Origin of the sequence: uncultured Lutibacter sp., from assembly GCF_947495725.1 — a bacterium.
Taxonomy (GTDB): domain Bacteria; phylum Bacteroidota; class Bacteroidia; order Flavobacteriales; family Flavobacteriaceae; genus Lutibacter.
The window spans coordinates 15578-34573 of record NZ_CANLZZ010000003.1 but is presented as its reverse complement, the minus strand read 5'-3'; the positions used below and the strand labels follow the sequence as shown (position 1 = coordinate 34573).

The window sequence follows — 18996 nt, the reverse complement described above, 5'->3', positions numbered from 1 at the left end:
TTTAAAAAAATTTAAATTATTAAAAAAAAATTGCAAAATAAATTTGCTCAAACAAGTAATTTATATTTATATTTGCACCCTCGTTAAAAGGCGTGGTAGCTCAGTTGGTTAGAGCGTCGGATTCATAACCCGGAGGTCTGCAGTTCAATTCTGCATCACGCTACAAAATTTAAATCAAACAAAACGAACGGTTTAGCTTTCTAAACCGTTTTTTTTATGTCTAATTTTAACAAAAGCCTTATCTTTGATAATCAAAATGCATACGATTTTGCATACGATTTGTCCATGAAAAAGAATTATTCGAACCCCAAAATTTATGATGCCAATGGTGATTTATCTAAACGTTGGTATGTGTATTTTTCTTATCGAAATCCTAAAACTGGGAAGCTAAAAAGAATTACTCCCTTCTATGGAGATGCAAATAAATACAAAACAAAGTCAGATCGGATGTTTGTACTGGCAGTTTACAAGCATAAAATTCAAGAGTTATTAAAAAGAGGATACAATCCTTTTGAAGATAATACCGCGCTGTTTCAAAAGGAAAAAGAAAGTGCAACCCAGGAAACAACTGTTGCAACTCCAGCAACAACTGTTGCAACTCAGGCAACAAACGTTGCAACCCAAGCAACAAACGTTGCAACTCAAGCAACAACTGTTGCAACTCCAGCAACAACTGTTGCAACTCCGGCAACAAACGTTGCTAAAACAACAGAAAATGTGGAAACAATTTCAAAAACGATCTCCCAAGCCTTTGAATTTGCACTCAACCTTAAAAAGAAACTAGTAAATGAAACTACTTTAAAAGCATACAAAAGCAGATCTAATTTGTTGCAACAGTTTGTTGCAACAAAATACCCAGATGTAAAGCATATTGATCAACTTACTAAAAGCATGGTTGTACAATTCTTAAACAGTGTGTTAATGAAAAATACCCCTAGAACACGAAATAATGTTAGAATTGAGATAAGTTCACTAATGCAGGTATTGGAAGAAAATGAAATTATTGTATCAAATTTTGTTAAAAATATTCCAGTTTTAAAGGCTACTCCGGAACGTCATAAGACATATTCAAAACAGTTAGATTCTGATATTTTCAACTATTTAGAAGAAAAGGATCCTATTTTACTATTGTATATTAAATTTATCTCGTATAACTTTATGCGACCTATTGAGGTAAATCGAATAAAAGTTGGAGATATTAAATTGCAAGAACGAACAATTTCATTTAAAGCAAAAAATAAGTTTTTAAAAACTAAAATTATACCAGACATTTTATTAAAAGACCTTCCTGATATATCAAATTTAGATCCGGAAGCATTATTATTTACACCAGAGAAGATTGGTGATAAGTGGGAAACATCGGAAGTTAATAGGAGAGATTATTTTTCAAAACGATTTAAAAAAGTTGTAAAAGATCATTTTAATCTAGATAAAAATTACGGTTTGTATAGCTTTAGACATACTTATATTACAAAATTATATAGAGAATTGAGAAAGATTTCATCTCCCAATGAAGCTAAGAGTAGATTGATGTTGATTACAGGACATTCTACAATGACAGCATTAGAAAAATACTTAAGAGATATAGATGCAGAGCTTCCAGAGGATTATTCAGAACTTTTAAAATCAATTTAATATGTCTTCAGAAATCATTAAAACAACATTATTTTTAGATGAACTTTTAGAAGTGTTTTTTCATAAAGTTATTTATTACGTACCTAGTGATATTGTTGGAGATGTAAAAGAGCAATTGAAAGATCAGATAGATGATGATTTCTACGATGCGTTTTATTTTATGGATAATAAATTGGGTAGTGGAATATTTACAAATGAAAATGCATATGAAGTAAATTCGTATTTAATTGGAAAAAGAACATTTTTAGAACAGAATACTTTCAAACTAGTTGAAAAATCAAAGGAATTAACAGAGTTTGAGTTTCTGGTAATAATAGAAAAGTATTACGAATATTTAATGTTATTTATTGACATCACACAATGGTTAAGTGAAAATGTAAAAAAGTATAATGGCGATGATGTTCATATTAGTATTATAGGAGCATTTCATATGCAATGTCAATTTTATGTAACACATTTAAAAGATATCTGTAATTACTTTGGATTGTGTTTAGATCTTGAAAAGGATTTTAATTTTACAGTGGGTCAGTTTGTTTTGCAATACCTCCCAGATTTAATTTCTAGATACGCTAAAATTGAAGAAGCTCAAGAAGAAGTTGAAATAGAAGTTAAAAGAGATAGCGAAGATATAGATACTGTAAAGGAAAAATCCAATCAAATTACAAAAATACCTAAGCCTAAAAAGAAAAAACAACGTCCAAAGTTGGATGATAAAAAAGTTGAATTGATGATACTTAAAAAAGTATTTAATTTGCAATAATTGCAGTTGCAATTAAAAAATGCAATTGCAATTGTATTTTTTTTAAAGTTAAAAACCCTTGTTTTATTAGGGTTTTAGTGTGTTTAAGTTTGTATTTTCTAATTGCAATTAGATTTTAGATATGATAATTCTACTTTTATTATTGTAAAGCCAACACTTATGGATCACAGCATTTCCATAAAAATGTTAGAATAATTAGTTTGTATGTCTTGTATTTCTTTATCGGTTAATTCAGAAAATTCTTTTTCTAATGCACGTTTTGATAAAACCCCTTTGTTTTGTTCTAAAAAGCGAACCAATAAAGCAACCAGTTTATCTGGCATTTCATAATTGTTATCTAAATATCGTTTAAACACATCATATTTTTGAAGATAACCAACTTCCTCGGGTATCACTCTATCTAGAGTATCATTTACACAGTCGTATAAAAACTCCGCTTGTTTGGTAGCATCAAAATAACGATAAAAATCAATGGTTTCATTAGTAACCTCAACATTATGATCTGCTGTTTCTCTCCACTTAATAAAATCTAATAAAGAATGTGAATAGGTTTCTAGTACTTTTCTATAATCATTTATATGATCTAAAATTGAAGCCGAAACAGGAAATATAACCCCTTGCTTTGTAAATTCTTTTGTTGCTAATAAATGATGAATTAAATAGCGATGTATACGTCCATTTCCATCTGAAAACGGATGTATAAACACAAACCCAAATGCAATACTTGCAGCTGCTAAAACAGCATCGTATGTTTCTTCTTGTATTATACTATTTGTTGCTATTAAACCATTTAATAATTTCCCAACATCTTGTTGTTTAGCTGAAATATGCTCTGGTAACGGCTCCCCTGTTCCTCTATCGTATTCACCTACAAAACCTCCTTCGGTTCGTAAGCCCATATTTGTAAACCTTGTGTTTTCAATTACTATTTGTTGCAATCGTATTAATTCAGCAACACTTAAAGGTTTTTGCCCAGCTTGCCCAATTGCTTTTCCCCAACGTGTAGCTCTATTATTACCTGGACTTTCACCTTCTATGGTAAATGATGCTTTTGAATCTTTTAATAGTAAAAAAGAAGATGCTCTTTGCAATATATCTTTATGAACACTATTTAAAAAAACATCTTTTTTGTTTGATAAGTTTGCAGCTATATAGCTTTCTAATTTTTCGGTTTTAAATACAAGCGGACAAAAATCTACGGTTCCGGGAAGATTATTTAAAATTCGATGTCTTGTTGATCGAGTACCTTTTACAGCATACTGAATTTTTTTATCTAATAACGGTACCGTATTTCCTCTATCTAAATCTGGTATTTGCAATTTTATTTGCATAAGCCATTCATACAAAAACCAAATTCTACGACTGTATTGTCCAAACATTTCCGATTGAATAATCTCTTCTATTTCCTGTTGAGATACAATTGAAAATAACTTTTTAAATAACAATAAATTTACGCCTTCATACTTTAAAGCAAATATAAGTTGCTTGTATAAATTATCTTCTGGTTGATGTCTAGAGGTAAATACCTTCCAATTAGTTGTATTATATTTTCGTTTTTTTAAACTAATTAAAGTCAATTGATTGGGCATTGGAACTTGTAGCTTATAAGCTTCTATAATTGCTCCATAACCAGCCAAAACACCTTCCTCTGGAGTAGATCTGCCGTGAAAAACAGTTATTTTTAGTGAAAAACGTTTATTATTCATTAGTTTAAGTGAAAAATAGTTATTTTTATTGTGAAAAACACCTGCAAATGGTGAATATTACTTACTAAAAACTACTTTAGGTGAAAAACACTTACTCAAATATAGTGTAAAAACGGGTATGGTTTTGGAAAAACAGGTTTAATTTTACCTTTTTTTGGAAAAAAGGTATTTCATCAATGGCAAAACAGGTTTAAAATTGGTTTTTTAGGTAATTTTTAATATTGATTTGAATATATTGGTTTAAAATTGGTTCCCAAACTAAAAAACATATCAAGTGTTTTTAATCTGATAGATGATGATTTCTATGATGTATTTTATTTATAATATTTAAATTGCAATAATTGTAGTTGCAATTTAAAAATGCAATTGCAATTGGATTTTATTTAACTTAAAAAAATGCAAAATTTAAGAAAGAAAAAAACACTTCGTAAAGAGACTAACATCCTAAAGTTATGACTTTTCTTTTTTTAGGTTTCTGTAATTTCTATTCAATAAGACAGTTAAGAATGGAAATACTAATTATTTTTAATCATTCTCACATATTGTCTTAATGCGGATTTATAATTGGAAATAGATTTATCACTTCTCAATCCTTTTAACCTTTCCGAAATAATTTCAACGCAATTTTCATTGAATAAATTTTTTTCAGAAATATCCTCTCCAATTAATTTGGAGACTGTATTTAAATATGAAATATATGATTTTGTTGAAGAAGCTATTCGGTCATTTGAACCAACTCCATCTTTTCTAATCCATTCTAAGTACTTTCGATCATTTTTAATCATATTATAATTTTCCTTTTATCTCAATTTTAATTTTTCACAAATGTTATTTCATGTGCTTTATATAACCGTTGCTCCTGAACATATTCATTTATATCATACCAACCTCCTGTCTTTTGCCAAATATCGAGACCTCTACCAAGAACCAGCTTCCAACCATTATCCATCACAATAGAACGGTCATGAATGTAATCATCGAACTCATATGTGAAAATGATACCAAGGGATTCTAACGAATAAGACATTTGTTCAAACGCTTCTTTTGCATTTTCAATATAATCTTCATTGTTTGCTGTTACTAAATGAAGTTTCACTTCAACATCAGGGTCTTTCTTCTCTGATATTAATTTTGCAAACTCCATAAAATTTCTTAACTGATAGGGTAACCTAACATATGGGTCAGTCACTTTTATGTCCGTAGCTCCCAACAAATATGCTCCGAATAACAAATCATATGATATTCCCATTTGGTTGTCTCTAATAATTTTTTGCCCACCTTGGAGCTCAATTTGACTCTCTTCAGTAAAAGTTGAGTTAGTTTCTTGATGCGGTTCGGATTTAATTTCAACACCTGGGCTTTTTTTAGGACCATATTGAATAACTTCTAAGGTGTCAACATTGATAATTTCACCAGAACTTTTAACAGTATAGCTAAAATCTACTTCTTCAAAGGTTTCATCCATTTTTTGAAGTTGTAGCTTTACTCTTTTTCTGTTTTCTATAGCAAAATCTAACAGCTCTTTGGCATCTTTTTCTATTATCTCATTATGAGGATAGATTACTTTTACCAAACCAGCATAGGTCTTTGCTATGGATGTCTTATCTCTGGTGGTAATGGAATTTGAAAGCTCAAAAAACTTAGAATATTCGTGAGTTCTATCTTCTTTTCTTAAATCCTTTAGAATTTCAGCCAAATAATCTACTATGAATCCATAGTTTGAAGTGAACATTTCATTTCTTAACTTTTGGACTTCCCACCCTGGTATATAGGCATGTAATCTGTCTAAAAAGGCCGTGTCATAATAATCTTTTGGTAGCGCATCAAACAAATCACTATGCTTAATCATATAAGGAACGGTGTGGTCTGTATTTCCAACAAACACCATAGAAGCGGATGCTCCGTACACTTGTGTTCCTCTGGAGAATGATTTGTTGGCCATATAGTTTTTCATAATATCAACCAACCCTCTGTCAACTCTCTTGGTTTTACCAGCAAATTCATCATAAGCTACAACATCCCAATAACCAACAAGACCGATATCACCAGTGCTGTTATTTACAAAGAGTTTTGCTTTAGAAACTTCTCCACCCGAAATCAACATCCCGTGAGGTGATAACTCTGAAAATATATGTGACTTCCCAGTACCTTTTGGTCCGAGCTCAATAAGATTGTAATTATTTTCAACAAATGGCACTAGTCTAGTAAGCTGAATCAACTTAGACCTGAAAGTAAATTCTTCAGGGTTTAAACCAATAGTTTGCAGTAACACGTCAATCCATTCTTCCTTTGTAAATGCTTTTCGTGCTTCTTTATACTCATCCACATCAGCATTGGAAACTTGAATAGGCTTTATATTTTCAATTATCCAAGGTGTTGAATCTCTTTCGTCAGTATGGAAATATGCCAGCGTTAAAATACACCATACACCGCTAGAAAGCAGCTTCTGATGTTCTTTAACTACTGAATCCGCAATTGGGATTCTATTCAGACCTAGGTTTGCAAAAGATGCTTCATACTGGTCCTTTTTATCGTTCAAGCTTACGGATACCTTATCAATAATACGATGAGAACCCTTATCACGAACCGTTGCTTTTATGAGCTGAGCTTCATCTCTATGTACAAAATGTTTAGCAATAATACTCTTAACTGTTTCTACCCCTCCAATAATGGTTTCCTCATCGTCCGTTGCACAATATTGTCCTAATAAATATTCCAATACATAGGTTGGTACAATGGCATTTCCTTTCACCAATTTGGTTAAATCTTTACGAACTACTTTTCCTCCAAAATGTTCATTCAATTTTATATCTAATTGTTCCATAGCCTAGAAATCATCAAAATCGTTAGTAAATGATATGTTTAATGTATAATAGTATTCTTTGTATTGCTTCCATTTGGTAGTTCCTTCAACTGGTTCTTCCAAAATAAGTTGTACCCGTTGGTTCTTATATTTACCACTTGCTTTTGCCATTAATTGAAACCTATGTTTCACTTCTCGTTGGCGTTCACTTCCTTGTTCAATATCAAAGTTGTATTTGAATTGGTCACTTAGTAATTCTCCATCTTCGGCATAAATACCAGCACGAATTATTCTTGCAAGTACTTTCTCTGTTACCAAGTCAGATTGAATAAAGGATACTGGTAAAATATTCGTGGTAATTCTATCCGTAGATTTAATAATATCAATATCAACTTGAGACGTTGTGTCCTGACGCTTTTTAGTAACTTTTATGACAGGAATCACAATTTCTTGCAACGATGCTCCCCCATGAACAAATCTTGAACCAGAGGCGCTAACTCGAAGTCTGTTAATAGATTTAGAAATCAAAACATCAGCATCCGATTTTAAACCTAATTGACTTCCTGTAAATGCTGTTGTACTATTATCTCCTTTTAAATCTTCTCCTATTACAAATCTTCTATTCTTTTTCCAGATGGTACCATTATGATTGGATTCAATAAAATCACTTTCATCCAATTGATTGTTCTGATAAATAAAACCGTGGTCTGATGTAATTATCATGTTATTTCCATTCATATTGGCTATTTTCTTTAGCATATCCATCAAGAAATCCATTTCATCTTCAACAGCATCAAAAGCTTTTTCTTCAGTTTCTAGCGTATCCCCCGTGTTATCAATTCTGTTGTGATAAATATAGATGAGGTCATGTTTTTTTACAAATTCTCTTCCTTGAGTTGCAGAATTAAAATTCATAAAGTCTTTAGCTTTTATTGCAGTGGCTCTTACTCCTGAATTGGTGGCTAATATCTTTGCTCTTCCTTGTGTACCAGAACTAGACATTCCATCCACCTCAACGGAATCTGAACCTTCTTTAAACGTAATTTCTTTGTGAGGCAATAGCGAAGCCATTCCTAATTGTGTATAGGAAGGAAGTGATGCTACCATTGATTCTAAAGATGATTCATATCTGTTTTCAGCTTGAAGTCTCGCACTCAATTCAGCTCCACACTCATATCTCAATGCATCGGAAATAATGACAAACAATCGTTGCTTCTTTTCAATGAATGGCACAACGTGTTTCTTAAAGAATGCTCTCTGGCTGTTGCCTTTATTAACTGGCCATACCTCAACATTGTCAATTACTTTTTGCCAGTTATTATTGTTGTTCAACAACCAATCGTTGGAATATATTTTTTCTACTGTTTCAACTAAATTTGCTAATATTCTATTTTGTTTTGTTTGTCTGTAATTCCAAATGAATTTTCTGTAAATAAAGTCTACTTCATACAAATTCTCTGAATAGCTTTTTATACCTTCATCAAATGATTTATATTTAGTAGATGAGGTTTCTTTTGCTTTATCAATGAATTGAGCTCCAAAAGTGATACAGCTATAGAAAGGTTGAAATTCATTGTTCCAAAACTTATTTTCCCGCTGTTTTATGAACTTTAAAACTTTTTCAGTTGTAATATTTCCTTCAGCTAATTGATTAACTAATTCATGGATTACTTTGAAATCTGCTAACCTAAATAAATCATCATCAATAATAGTTTCTATAGTCGTTTCATTCAATTTGGATTTAACATCCAAATCCAATGCAATTTTCTCAGAAACTTGGTCAAAGCTATCTCTAAATTGGATGGTGTCCTTCCATTGCAACAGCAATATTCTTGATTCTTTATTTAACTTGCTTTTAGAATCCAATACAAAATTGGTGCTAAATACTTCTAAAAGAAAATCATATATGGATGGAGCTTCATTGAGATAATTAAATTGGTGTTTAATTTTCCCCCAATAATAGTTAGTAAGATTATATCGGTCCAAGTTTTTATCAAACTTATCATTCCCATCAATAAATTCTGAGCTATGCGCTTGAATAAAAGTGCTTAAATTCACATAGTCCGTGTTGAACAACACAGCTAACATTTTACCTCTAATATCTTCGTGCTGGTCACCTTCTCCCAACAGCTCTTTTAATTTAGTTCTTCGTTCTTTAGATTTAAAGAATTCAATATGTTCAGTAACCAATTCTTTGAAATGATACCCCATTCCAATTTCTTGCATAAACATTGCTTCTTGGTCCGTATGAAAAACGTGGTGTGCCAATTCTAAATCCAACAACCAATTTTCTTCATTTAGTGGTTTCTCATCTGTAAAGTAGAGCAAGAACTTATTGTTTGGCTCTTGTTTGGAGATGCGATATTTTACTTCGAACTCATTTCCTTGAACATGAATTTTATCCACCCCATTAATATCCAATTCTTCATATTGTTCAGCGAATTCTTTCTTTTCATCATACCAAAAAGTAATGCGTGAAGTATTGAATATTTTTATTAATGAATTCTCTAAATTAATAATACTCATTCTTGTAATTTTAGCTGTGGTCCTTTATCAGTAACCTTAATAATTTTAACTTTTATTTTTTGCCCAGATGTAAATGCCTCATTAAATGAACTTTTTAAATGATTAGGTAAGCCATTTTTATGTAGCAGCCCCGTTTTTGGTCCAGTTAATCTCACGAAGATTCCAAAATCAGCAATATTTTTAACAGTCCCAGTAATAATCGTTCCTACTTTAAATTTTTCTGAAATAGAACTTTTTACCATTTTTAATACTTTGATATTTTCTGCAATTAATTTCCCATCAAAAGAATTCATTTTTATAAACGAAACTTCAGCCTCTTTTAATTCTTCCAGATTTCGTTGCCTTTTTTGAAAATCTCGTTTGTGAAAATTATAAGTATTATTGTTTTCTGTTTTTATTTTACCCATTTTCCCTCTCGGATGAATAAATACAATTTTCCCTTTTTCCTCAATAAGTCCTTTATAACGTTCAGAAACCCAAAACTCTCTGGCCTGTCTAAATAATGATATTGCACTTTCCAAATTGGCTATATCTACTTTATGATATTCTAATAGTCTATTGTATTCTTGCTTGTTATTCCATCCTTTTTCTTTTATAATAGCTCCAATTAATTTCGCTAAAATTTTACTTTCATTAACTCTATTTAATTTAACTAACACTCTAGCTTGTAACAAAAATAAGCCAATCATATATTCTGGCTCATTCCCATAAAAAGCACTATCTACTGAATAGGACCAAGCATTATCATAATCTCCTTTTTCAAAATATAAAAGTGCGATTTCTTTATATATGAACCATTTGTCGCTTCCAGCTTTGGTGTTAAGAATATCTTGAAACATATGCTCACTTTTATCAATATTTCCCAAGTGTTCTTCACAAATTGCTATCCGCATATGCAACCATAAAGAATTATCATAGTGGAAATTTTTCAATTCTTCTAGCGCCTTTTTACATTTCTCCTCGCATTCTATATAACGTTCTTGCTTTATTAAAGCCTTAGTTATCCAAGAGTAATATTTTTCTAAATCTGAGGCATCGTTTATATCTCCTCTTTCTGTATTTGGAATAATATTCTCTTTTTTAGACAAAAATTCTGGATTCAATTTTCCCAACCATTCTAATATTTTAGAGGCATTAAATAAACCTTTTGAATAAGCTTTTACTAAATTTAATACAGCAATTGTAACTGGACATGGAAACGAGTCATCAGTTCTTAAATTTTTTTGAGAGGCTATTTCTATTAATTTAAAAATTACATTTTCATATTGAATTATGTCATTATTAGAACATCCTTTGATGTATTTATGAAAAACGAACCAACTAAAGGAGTTTTTGATTTGGAAGTCGCTTGAAAACATTTTTGAAACCTCATACACAAAATTAAAATCTGCTTTATAATTGTTTTTAACTGCTTTTAAGGTAAGACGAGCATCGTACAAATTAAAAGAGTCAGTTTCGTTTTGAGGAAAGTCATCCCATAGTTTTCTGCATATTACTAAAGCTTCCTCTTGGGAATTGTTGTTCAGTAAATTTTCGGCTTGTATTTGTAATTCTCTCTTACTCATCATTTAATAGCAATTCATGAAGTTCAATACTAATATTTGAATTAGTTTTCTCTAAAACAGTTATTGAAGAAAACATTCCTTTTCCATTATAATACATTCTAAAACGAATTTTTTCTTTTCCTTTTTCAAATTGTAAAATATCTTGATAAGGTTTGCTTTCTAATAATTTGAATTCACATCCTTTCTTTGAGCAAACGTCCATTAATTCAGCATATACTGGCTTTCTGAAATCAGTAGGTATTGCTTCTGATTCAATTTCTTCTTTAGGTATATGTTCTTCAATAAATTCAATTGCTTTTGAAATGAACCTCTCATAAGGGCCTCCATTCATCTCAGCTCTTATAGAAGTTACGAGGCCTTCCTTATTGTTATTAAAGGCCATCGTGATTTCACCTAAATTATTCGGTGTTGAAAAAAAAGCTTTGCACAAATAATCTCCTTGCTTTCTAGTTCTCTTAAACAAAATACCATCCTTATCAATGGATTTTGAAAACAAATAAATTGCTACTTTAGAATTTCCATTTAAATCACTATTCAGTTTGATATCATATTTTTTAGGAATAGAAAAGTTAGGAAAATCATATCCTTTTTTCTTCTTGCTTTTTTCTTCCCAACCATCATCTACTGAATCTTCAAATTGGCAATTCATAAATGGATTAAATTCTATTGGGTTTGCCAAATAAACCTTAGATTTTGAGGTAGTTATTCCAGAATACAACCAACGAAAATAATTTGCATTATTAACCCCTCCATTTTCACTTTGAGTAGCATTAATAATTATATTGTTGAATTGTGTTCCTATAGATTTATGCACCGTTATACACCAACCATAACTAGCATTTACAGCATTTAAAATTGGGTCATTTGATGATACTTGAATTAGCATCATATGGTTATATCTTTTCTGATACTTCCTTTCCAATCTTTTCAAATTAGACTTAGCTTCAGTTAACAAAGTTTTCACTCTACCACCAGATTTCAACTCAAGTTCAAGCTCTTTAATTTTTTTATTCAGGCTGACATGAAAATTATCTTGTTTGAATTCTCGATATTCGAAAGACTCACTAAAAGGAAATTTTTCTTTATGATTCTTTAACTTCAAGGAAATTAAAATCTTAGATGCTATTTGCTCTTCTTTTGTAAAACTTCCATTCCCTTCAAAATAAGTTTTATTTAACCAAATTTCGGCTTCTTGTTTATTTTCTAAGCTTAAACAAAGTACTTTTAACTTTACATAGCGTAAATTAATAGGTGGCTTAGATTTTTTTATGATAACTGATTCTGTTTTTTCATCAAGAAGAGAAAGAACCCTTAAATACATGCCATTATAAAGTCTTGATGGATTTCCAAACCCAGTTTCATCAGGGATGCTTACATTATTATTTAATAATAATAAATCATCTTTCGCCAAATTCGAAGAGTTTTTAAGGCAATTATTTTTTATCCAAAGGTTGGATTTCTTAGCGAGTTCATTAGAAAATAATAAAACAGCATTAGTAGGTTGAGAACCTAAAGGTTCTGAAAACCATGTTTTTAATAATGCTAATACTTCTGTATGTTCAGGTTTAAATAAATCATTCTCATTCCAATTATATTTGAGACTATTAAATAATTCTGAATTAATGGAAGATGCTAAATTTGACCTTAGTTTATTTATTTCATTTCCATCTTTAAAAGCTGGTTCATCTCTATAATGTTGAATTTTACCATTAAAAAGTTCCTTTAAAGTTTCAATTGAAATTGCTGACTCCGATTCTTTTCCATAAGACAATGAATACGGATCTCCAATGCATATTAATTTCCTATTTGTATTTTCTAATGAAAGAAATGTCATTAAATCTTCAAGCAATCTCCCAGTACCAAATCTTAATAATTCAGATTGATGTAAACTTCTTGAAATTAAGTGGGCATCTTGTAGAATTACTACAGCTCTTTCATCCAATATTTCATCAGACCTCAATGGTATGATATCTTTTAAATCCTCATTTTCATCTTCTGGCTCAATTAAAGCATCAACAATTTTCCCATCTTCTAATCTAGATTTCCCCCCATATATTGTATTAAATAAACTAGCTGGATTAATCCCGCTACGAACTTTAATTTTTCTTTGAATTCTAGTAGAATGAGTCCAAGGTTCAATTTGAGGGATATTATAACTTATTCCTTCTGACAGAATGTAATGCGCCCATTCATCTCTTTTTAAAGATTCCATAGATTCTAATACTAAAATTCCAGATTCTTCACTCTTTAGAAATGAAGTAATTTCACCTTTTACATTATTATCAATTTCAATAATTCGTCCTTTATAAACCTCATCTTTAAATTCAAAAGGTAAACATTCGTCCCATTCTTCAGTTGGAAAAATTGTTTTTAAACTATTAGCGGTTTCTTCTGAATATTCATTTTTACTATTAAAATCATATAAAAATTTGAAAAGGTCACTCTCCTGAACTATTTTATAGTAAGGTAGTGCTCCAGGTACTTTTCTGTTCAATTTAATTGGACCTGAAAATAGATTTATTGCACACGTTCTGCTAGGGTTGAGGTTAGCTTTTAATATTGGATTCGCTCTAATTACTTCGTACATTACATCTCTATAAGAGACCAGTTGCTTAAAAGGATTGGCGAATCTAGCTCCCCCTTTAATTTCTATTCTTGCTTTATCAGATTTCGTATCAATATACCAAGTATTCCTTTTAAAATCTGTATCATCAATAGGTAATACTATTTCACCTTCATAATTTTTTAAATCTATTACCAATAACCCATAATTATATAACAATATAGCATCGGCTCTAAATCTTGGAAAGACTTCAGATTCGGGGTTGCCTATTAATAAGCCATCCCATCCTTTTTCCTCAAACACCAATTTTAATGTTTTGACAATTCGTCTAAATTGAAAGTTTTCGTGAGCGTGTTCAGCTCTATTGTGTCTAATTTCAAGTGGCATAGCAATTTTTATTCTTTTATCATTATTAATTTAAACTCACAACTCAATCTATATCCAATATCAGCTCTAATTATCGAAAATTTTGGTATTTCATATTTATAACCTTGAGTCAAATATTCGGTAATGATTTTTGATTTTTCCATTGGAATATATCCAATTTGAAAGTTGTTTCCATAGACTACTTTAATGGCATATTGGTCAAAAGGATTGTCTGGTTCTCGTATTAATTTCAGCTTATCGCTATTTGTCAACCCTAACAAATATTTAATTCTTGATGACCCATCACTATTTTCATAACGAGACCCAGCCACATAAATCAAGAAAACTTTTCTTTCATTTTCCATTTCAAAGTTTTATATTGTCATATTAAACTTATATCAATCAATTTTCTAACCTTGTCTTTGACTTTTTTATTAACTAAGCCAACTATTTTTAAATATGAATATTCATATACTCTCCTTTTTTATTAATGGCACAAATGCTTTCAGGTTTTACACCTTCTCTAACACATTTAAGAACATATGCACTTGGATTATCAGTAGCATAAAATAAGTTTTTAGTCTCCATATAAACAAGGTGCTTACCATTTTTATTGTGTTCTTTTTGAAAACTAGGATGAACTTGAAGTGAACTAAATCCTGCTTCTTGTGTTCTTTTTAAAAGTCTATCATAACATTGTTTATGCTCATCACTATTTGGAAAGAATGCTGACATAACATCTTTACTTATTTTTATTACATCGCTCATTTTTATTCTTTTAAATTATTATTTATGTTTACTTTATCTTATCTCTTTTACATCTATCCAATCAAACTTTTTCACCTTGGCTTTAGCTTTAGCATCATTTAAACCAGCTACTTTTTTAATGGCTTCCCCAAACTTATTATAGTTTACCAATACACCATCATCTAGGTCTATAGCAATACGTTCTGTAGCTAGTGGATACAATACATCTCTTTCATATTCTAGGAGCTCATTAATCACTAATTTAAGCTTGTCTTTTTCTTTGGATGCTTTGGTTTGCTCTGAAGAGGAACCAGTTTCAATTAAATGGTCTAAAGACTCAATGTGTGTATTTAGTTTTTCTCGGTATTCTTTTAGATAGCCATTTAATATTTGGTTCAACGTGTCTGGTGTGTAACGGTGCATATAAATTAACACATTAAAAGCTCCTTTTGGTGAAGAAAACATCCAATAAATTGGTCTTTTCTTGTAACGCTTAATGTGGTCTGCATAAAAGTCTTTTACAAAATATTTACGGACATCTTTACCTAAGCATTCTTCTACAAATGCCAAGTTTTTCTCAAAGTTAGCTTTACCAAATGTTACTTTTAAAAACTCATTGAATCTGTTTACAATATCATCTTCAAACCATTCATCATCTAATATTGGAATAATGTTATCATCATCTGGAAGGAAAGTAACCTCTTCTTTTAACTTTCCAACATTGGTTAAATAATCTTCTAAGGTATCACCTTGGTTGGCTAGTATTAAACCTTCTTTATTTAAACTATAACGGCCAAACATACAACCCACTGCATAGCTCATAAATTGCTGGAACACCTCATCTGCTTGAAATACCAATTGGTTATTTACAATCTTGGTTTCTTCTTTTAAAATGGTAATATCTTTTAAAGCTACATCTGGTGTTAATTCGGCTTGTAACCCATAAATATCTATAAACTGCTTATTGAGTTCTTCTTCATTTTGGTGCAGTTGGAAGAATTTTTTTTCCCAGTATTGCTGATATAAATCGTAGGATTCTTCAAGGTCTTGCCCTTTGATGCGGATTAGTTCGTTTTGATTAAAATCCCAGGATGTTTCAATTTGATTCCAATCTTCTTTTGCTATATTAACTACATTTCCAATGTCAATTTTTTCGTTAACCAAAAATGGTAACTGTTGAATAGTACCAAATCTAAAATCTAAAGTCGGGCAAACAACTTTGAGCATTTTCGAACAAACATTTGAATTTAAAAACGCAATTACATTTTCTAGGTTTTTGTCTGAAAAGAACATTGTTCCTTTACTATCAAAAGCGAATCCAGGCTCACTATATCTTGCAGAAAGAGACGCACTACTTAATGCTGAAAAGGTTCCGCCTTCCTTAAGCTGGAAACTAGCATTTCTAAAAGAGGAACCTTTATAATTTTTTATTTCCATTCCAGATTGAGACCAATTCACAACAAAAAATCTATTGCCATACCACTTTCGAAAAGCTCCACCCTTATTATAAGGAATCCACTTTTTATCATCTCCTGTTTTATTAGGGTTAAGAGCAAAATCTAATTTAAAAAGTGGTACCTCATACCACAGGCGAAGAAAATAGTCATTGTTAGCTGTCGTTAAACCTTCTTTGAAGGAAGTCGTTTTCTCAAGACTAACGTTGTCCATAATTTCAATCATGGATTCATTAGCCCAATAACCAATAACTGAATTAGGTAATTTCAAAAAGTCATTTTGGTTTGCTTTGAATAACCATCCACAATCTGCATTTTGAATAGCTTCCAGTGTTCTTGGCTTTTGATTTTCTACACCTTTAAAATCAGACAATTTGATATATAACCCTTCATAATCAGGTATGAATTTGTTTCTTAAAACAAAAGTTCCAATAGGAACTACTGCTGGTCCAAAGGCATTATATTCCAATTGAATTAAAGAAGCTATTGTTGTTTTATCTATTGTATTTTCTCGTAGCCATTCGTAAGATTTTATAAACATCCATACATATGGACATATAAACCCAATGAGACCATCTTCATTTGTGAAATTTGAAACTTGAACCAAAAAGCAAGCAAACAAATCAGACTTTGTTTCTTTATATTCTTTTTCTACAAATTGCTTTAAAGAACCTTCCATGTAGGAAGAATTTAAGTATGGTGGGTTGGTGACAACAATGTCATATTTATCAGCGAGTAAAGAAGCCTGTTTTTTTAATTGCAAATCTCTATCAACAAACAATGTTGTTTCATCAACTTCTATTTCATCAACTTCTTCTTTTGTAATTTTAATTAGAGACCCTAACACTTTAGCATTTTCAAATTTCGGGTGTGATTCAATATTTTGAAAAGCTGTTATATTTGGTACAATATTCTTTCTAAAAAAACGTCTTTGGTTCTTTCTGCCTTTCATCATCAAAGCGAAGCTTGCCAATTGAGCAGCTCTATCATCAATGTCTATTCCGAATAAGTTTTTAGTGATAATCAGTTCTGGAATATCGGAAGGATTATAGCCTTCTTCCTCATACATCTTATAGAAAATATCATAAGCATAACACAATACGTGAGCAGAACCTACACAGGGGTCAAAAAACGTAATATCCTCCATAGATTTTAAATCTCGTGAAGGAATGAGTTCTGAATTATTTGGTTTGATATAAAATTCTAATGCGCTGGTAATCCTTGTATTTGGTCTGGCTTCTTTCCATAATTGCCCCAAGGTATTATCAACCATGTATTGTACAATCCACTTGGGTGTAAATAATTGGGTTACAGGTGCAATCTCATCAGCCCTGTATCGCTTTTTGGCATTGATTAATTCATCTTTTCTTTCAGAAATATAAAACTGATATAGCCAACCAATAATTTCTACATCTTGGCAATCTTCAGTGGTCATCCCTTCTCTTACATCTTGTATAATTGAGAATTCAGATATTAAATCGTCTGGTAATAACAACTCTGTATAATCACTTAACTTTTCAAATAAGAACGGGAAAACGTGATTTAAATGATTGCAAGCTCCAATTAACAATTCCTTATAGGCTTCGTTTTGTGCGTTGTTACTTGGTGTTTTTCCATCCAAGACATCATAAATATGTTGTATATTTACGTGTAACTCATCAGAAATATTTCCTTGTTTGGCTTCATCTAAAATTTCTGGTAAGGTATATCCAGCTTTTGGAGTTACTACTCGTATGCCAATAGGTTGGTACTCATTGGCATCCATAAAACGCAATGCCATAAAACGATTGAACCACGTATAGGCAACTGTGTCAATTACGTGTTCTTTACTAGAAGTATTGATAGCTTCTTGTAGCTTTTTAACTTGCGATGCTTTTTCACGTAACTCAGCAGAATCGGTTGTTAAAACCAGTTCTAATTTAGCTCCAATTTGTGATATTAATTTTAGTCGAGCTTCTTGAGCGAATTTTTTTAGGGTGTTGGTGTTCATAGCAATTAATTTCTATAAGCTTGTTTAGCGTCATTTACTAGTTTCTTTATTACTTCTATATTTGCTGGTATATCTTTTTTATTTAACCTCATTCTATACTGTTTCCAATTTTTATCATAAGGAAGAGTATCTATGTCCGAGTGCTCTAATAACTCATCGTGTTCTTCAGATTTTACCAGTTTAACATTCATAATAACAACAGATTTTCTTGGTACAAATTCTATAAAATTATTAGCCATATTATTTTTCTCTAAACCTATATAATGCTTGTTGTATTTAGGTTTATATTCAATAACTAATTCACCTAGTTCCTTAAAAATATTATCCATCAATTTTAAAGATTGAATAGTTGCTCTTTTTTCCCAATAATTTCTATCAGAAGGTTCAGAAACAATATCTTCATCAAGCAATTCAAATTTTAATTCATCTAATACTTTTGTGAAAAATAATGAAATATTATCTTCGACTTTAATTGCTTTAACTTGGATTGCAATTAAGGGAATAAAGCCATTGAATAATGAAATTACATTTAAAAAACGACTTGTAATATCTTCAGCAATTATAACTGCACAGTGTTCATATTGTGGATTTTTTTTACGCTCTAAATCCCAGTATTCTATAGTTCTAATAATATGGGTTTCATCTGTTTTCCCTAGTTGAATTTCCACTTCATATCTCCTATTATCTTCAGGGTCATATAATATTGTATCCAAACGACCTCCTCCTAATAGTATTTTTTCAGTATCTCTAAATTCTAGCTCTCCTAAACCAATTACACTAGGGTCCTCTTCAATTCTTGCTTGCAACCATTTTTCGTTATACTCATTACTATTTTTAAGACTAATAATTTCTGGCTTTGTATATTTCATAACAATTATTTT

12 protein-coding genes and 1 tRNA gene are annotated in these 18996 nt (G+C 30.8%); 3 read left to right on the top strand and 10 right to left on the bottom strand.

Annotated elements, in window-relative coordinates:
• The first annotated feature begins 89 nt into the window (after nt 1-89).
• The 3 genes from Q0776_RS07105 (at nt 90) to Q0776_RS07095 (ending at nt 2395) form a co-directional block, all read left to right on the top strand.
• Nucleotides 90-163, top strand: a tRNA-Met gene (locus Q0776_RS07105).
• 53 nt (nt 164-216) lie between these two features.
• Nucleotides 217-1635: a site-specific integrase gene (locus Q0776_RS07100; protein ID WP_298366458.1), complete on the top strand. Its 1419-nt coding sequence runs from the start codon at nt 217-219 to the stop codon at nt 1633-1635.
• A gap of 1 nt (nt 1636) precedes the next feature.
• Complete coding sequence (locus Q0776_RS07095; RefSeq protein WP_298366456.1) at nt 1637-2395, top strand: hypothetical protein; 759 nt, start codon at nt 1637-1639, stop codon at nt 2393-2395.
• A gap of 164 nt (nt 2396-2559) precedes the next feature.
• Here Q0776_RS07095 and Q0776_RS07090 read toward each other — a convergent pair whose 3' ends face one another.
• From Q0776_RS07090 to Q0776_RS07045, 10 genes are all read right to left on the bottom strand, one after another.
• Nucleotides 2560-4101: a Fic family protein gene (locus Q0776_RS07090; RefSeq protein WP_298366454.1), complete on the bottom strand. Its 1542-nt coding sequence runs from the start codon at nt 4099-4101 to the stop codon at nt 2560-2562.
• A 515-nt stretch (nt 4102-4616) separates the two neighbouring features.
• The gene (locus Q0776_RS07085; protein ID WP_298366452.1) at nt 4617-4886 is read right to left on the bottom strand and encodes a hypothetical protein; all 270 of its coding nucleotides are present in this window, start codon (nt 4884-4886) and stop codon (nt 4617-4619) included.
• A 26-nt stretch (nt 4887-4912) separates the two neighbouring features.
• Nucleotides 4913-6925, bottom strand: coding sequence for a BREX system Lon protease-like protein BrxL (gene brxL, locus Q0776_RS07080; protein WP_298366450.1), 2013 nt, complete (start codon nt 6923-6925; stop codon nt 4913-4915).
• A 3-nt stretch (nt 6926-6928) separates the two neighbouring features.
• A complete protein-coding gene (gene pglZ, locus Q0776_RS07075) occupies nt 6929-9430 on the bottom strand; it encodes a BREX-1 system phosphatase PglZ type A (RefSeq protein ID WP_298366448.1) in 2502 nt (833 codons plus the stop codon).
• Complete coding sequence (locus tag Q0776_RS07070) at nt 9427-10998, bottom strand: S1 RNA-binding domain-containing protein (RefSeq protein WP_298366446.1); 1572 nt, start codon at nt 10996-10998, stop codon at nt 9427-9429. The genes pglZ and Q0776_RS07070 overlap by 4 nt, the downstream gene beginning before the upstream one ends.
• A complete protein-coding gene (locus Q0776_RS07065; RefSeq protein WP_298366443.1) occupies nt 10988-13945 on the bottom strand; it encodes an NERD domain-containing protein in 2958 nt (985 codons plus the stop codon). The genes Q0776_RS07070 and Q0776_RS07065 overlap by 11 nt, the downstream gene beginning before the upstream one ends.
• A gap of 8 nt (nt 13946-13953) precedes the next feature.
• Entirely contained in the window at nt 13954-14289 is a 336-nt protein-coding gene (locus Q0776_RS07060; RefSeq protein WP_298366441.1) for an HIRAN domain-containing protein, read from the bottom strand.
• A gap of 88 nt (nt 14290-14377) precedes the next feature.
• Entirely contained in the window at nt 14378-14692 is a 315-nt protein-coding gene (locus tag Q0776_RS07055) for a hypothetical protein (RefSeq protein WP_298366439.1), read from the bottom strand.
• 33 nt (nt 14693-14725) lie between these two features.
• A complete protein-coding gene (pglX, locus tag Q0776_RS07050; protein ID WP_298366437.1) occupies nt 14726-18115 on the bottom strand; it encodes a BREX-1 system adenine-specific DNA-methyltransferase PglX in 3390 nt (1129 codons plus the stop codon).
• A 5-nt stretch (nt 18116-18120) separates the two neighbouring features.
• The gene (locus Q0776_RS07045) at nt 18121-18984 is read right to left on the bottom strand and encodes a hypothetical protein (protein WP_298366435.1); all 864 of its coding nucleotides are present in this window, start codon (nt 18982-18984) and stop codon (nt 18121-18123) included.
• Between the last annotated feature and the right edge of the window lie 12 nt (nt 18985-18996).

Excerpts from the sequence above, each read along its gene's own strand:
- Q0776_RS07100 (WP_298366458.1), top strand. The coding sequence starts at position 217 with ATGTCTAATTTTAACAAAAGCCTTATCTTTGATAATCAAAATGCATAC.
- Q0776_RS07095 (WP_298366456.1), top strand. The coding sequence starts at position 1,637 with ATGTCTTCAGAAATCATTAAAACAACATTATTTTTAGATGAACTTTTA.
- Q0776_RS07090 (WP_298366454.1), bottom strand. The coding sequence starts at position 4,101 with ATGAATAATAAACGTTTTTCACTAAAAATAACTGTTTTTCACGGCAGA.
- Q0776_RS07085 (WP_298366452.1), bottom strand. The coding sequence starts at position 4,886 with ATGATTAAAAATGATCGAAAGTACTTAGAATGGATTAGAAAAGATGGA.
- brxL (WP_298366450.1), bottom strand. The coding sequence starts at position 6,925 with ATGGAACAATTAGATATAAAATTGAATGAACATTTTGGAGGAAAAGTA.
- pglZ (WP_298366448.1), bottom strand. The coding sequence starts at position 9,430 with ATGAGTATTATTAATTTAGAGAATTCATTAATAAAAATATTCAATACT.
- Q0776_RS07070 (WP_298366446.1), bottom strand. The coding sequence starts at position 10,998 with ATGATGAGTAAGAGAGAATTACAAATACAAGCCGAAAATTTACTGAAC.
- Q0776_RS07065 (WP_298366443.1), bottom strand. The coding sequence starts at position 13,945 with ATGCCACTTGAAATTAGACACAATAGAGCTGAACACGCTCACGAAAAC.
- Q0776_RS07060 (WP_298366441.1), bottom strand. The coding sequence starts at position 14,289 with ATGGAAAATGAAAGAAAAGTTTTCTTGATTTATGTGGCTGGGTCTCGT.
- Q0776_RS07055 (WP_298366439.1), bottom strand. The coding sequence starts at position 14,692 with ATGAGCGATGTAATAAAAATAAGTAAAGATGTTATGTCAGCATTCTTT.
- pglX (WP_298366437.1), bottom strand. The coding sequence starts at position 18,115 with ATGAACACCAACACCCTAAAAAAATTCGCTCAAGAAGCTCGACTAAAA.
- Q0776_RS07045 (WP_298366435.1), bottom strand. The coding sequence starts at position 18,984 with ATGAAATATACAAAGCCAGAAATTATTAGTCTTAAAAATAGTAATGAG.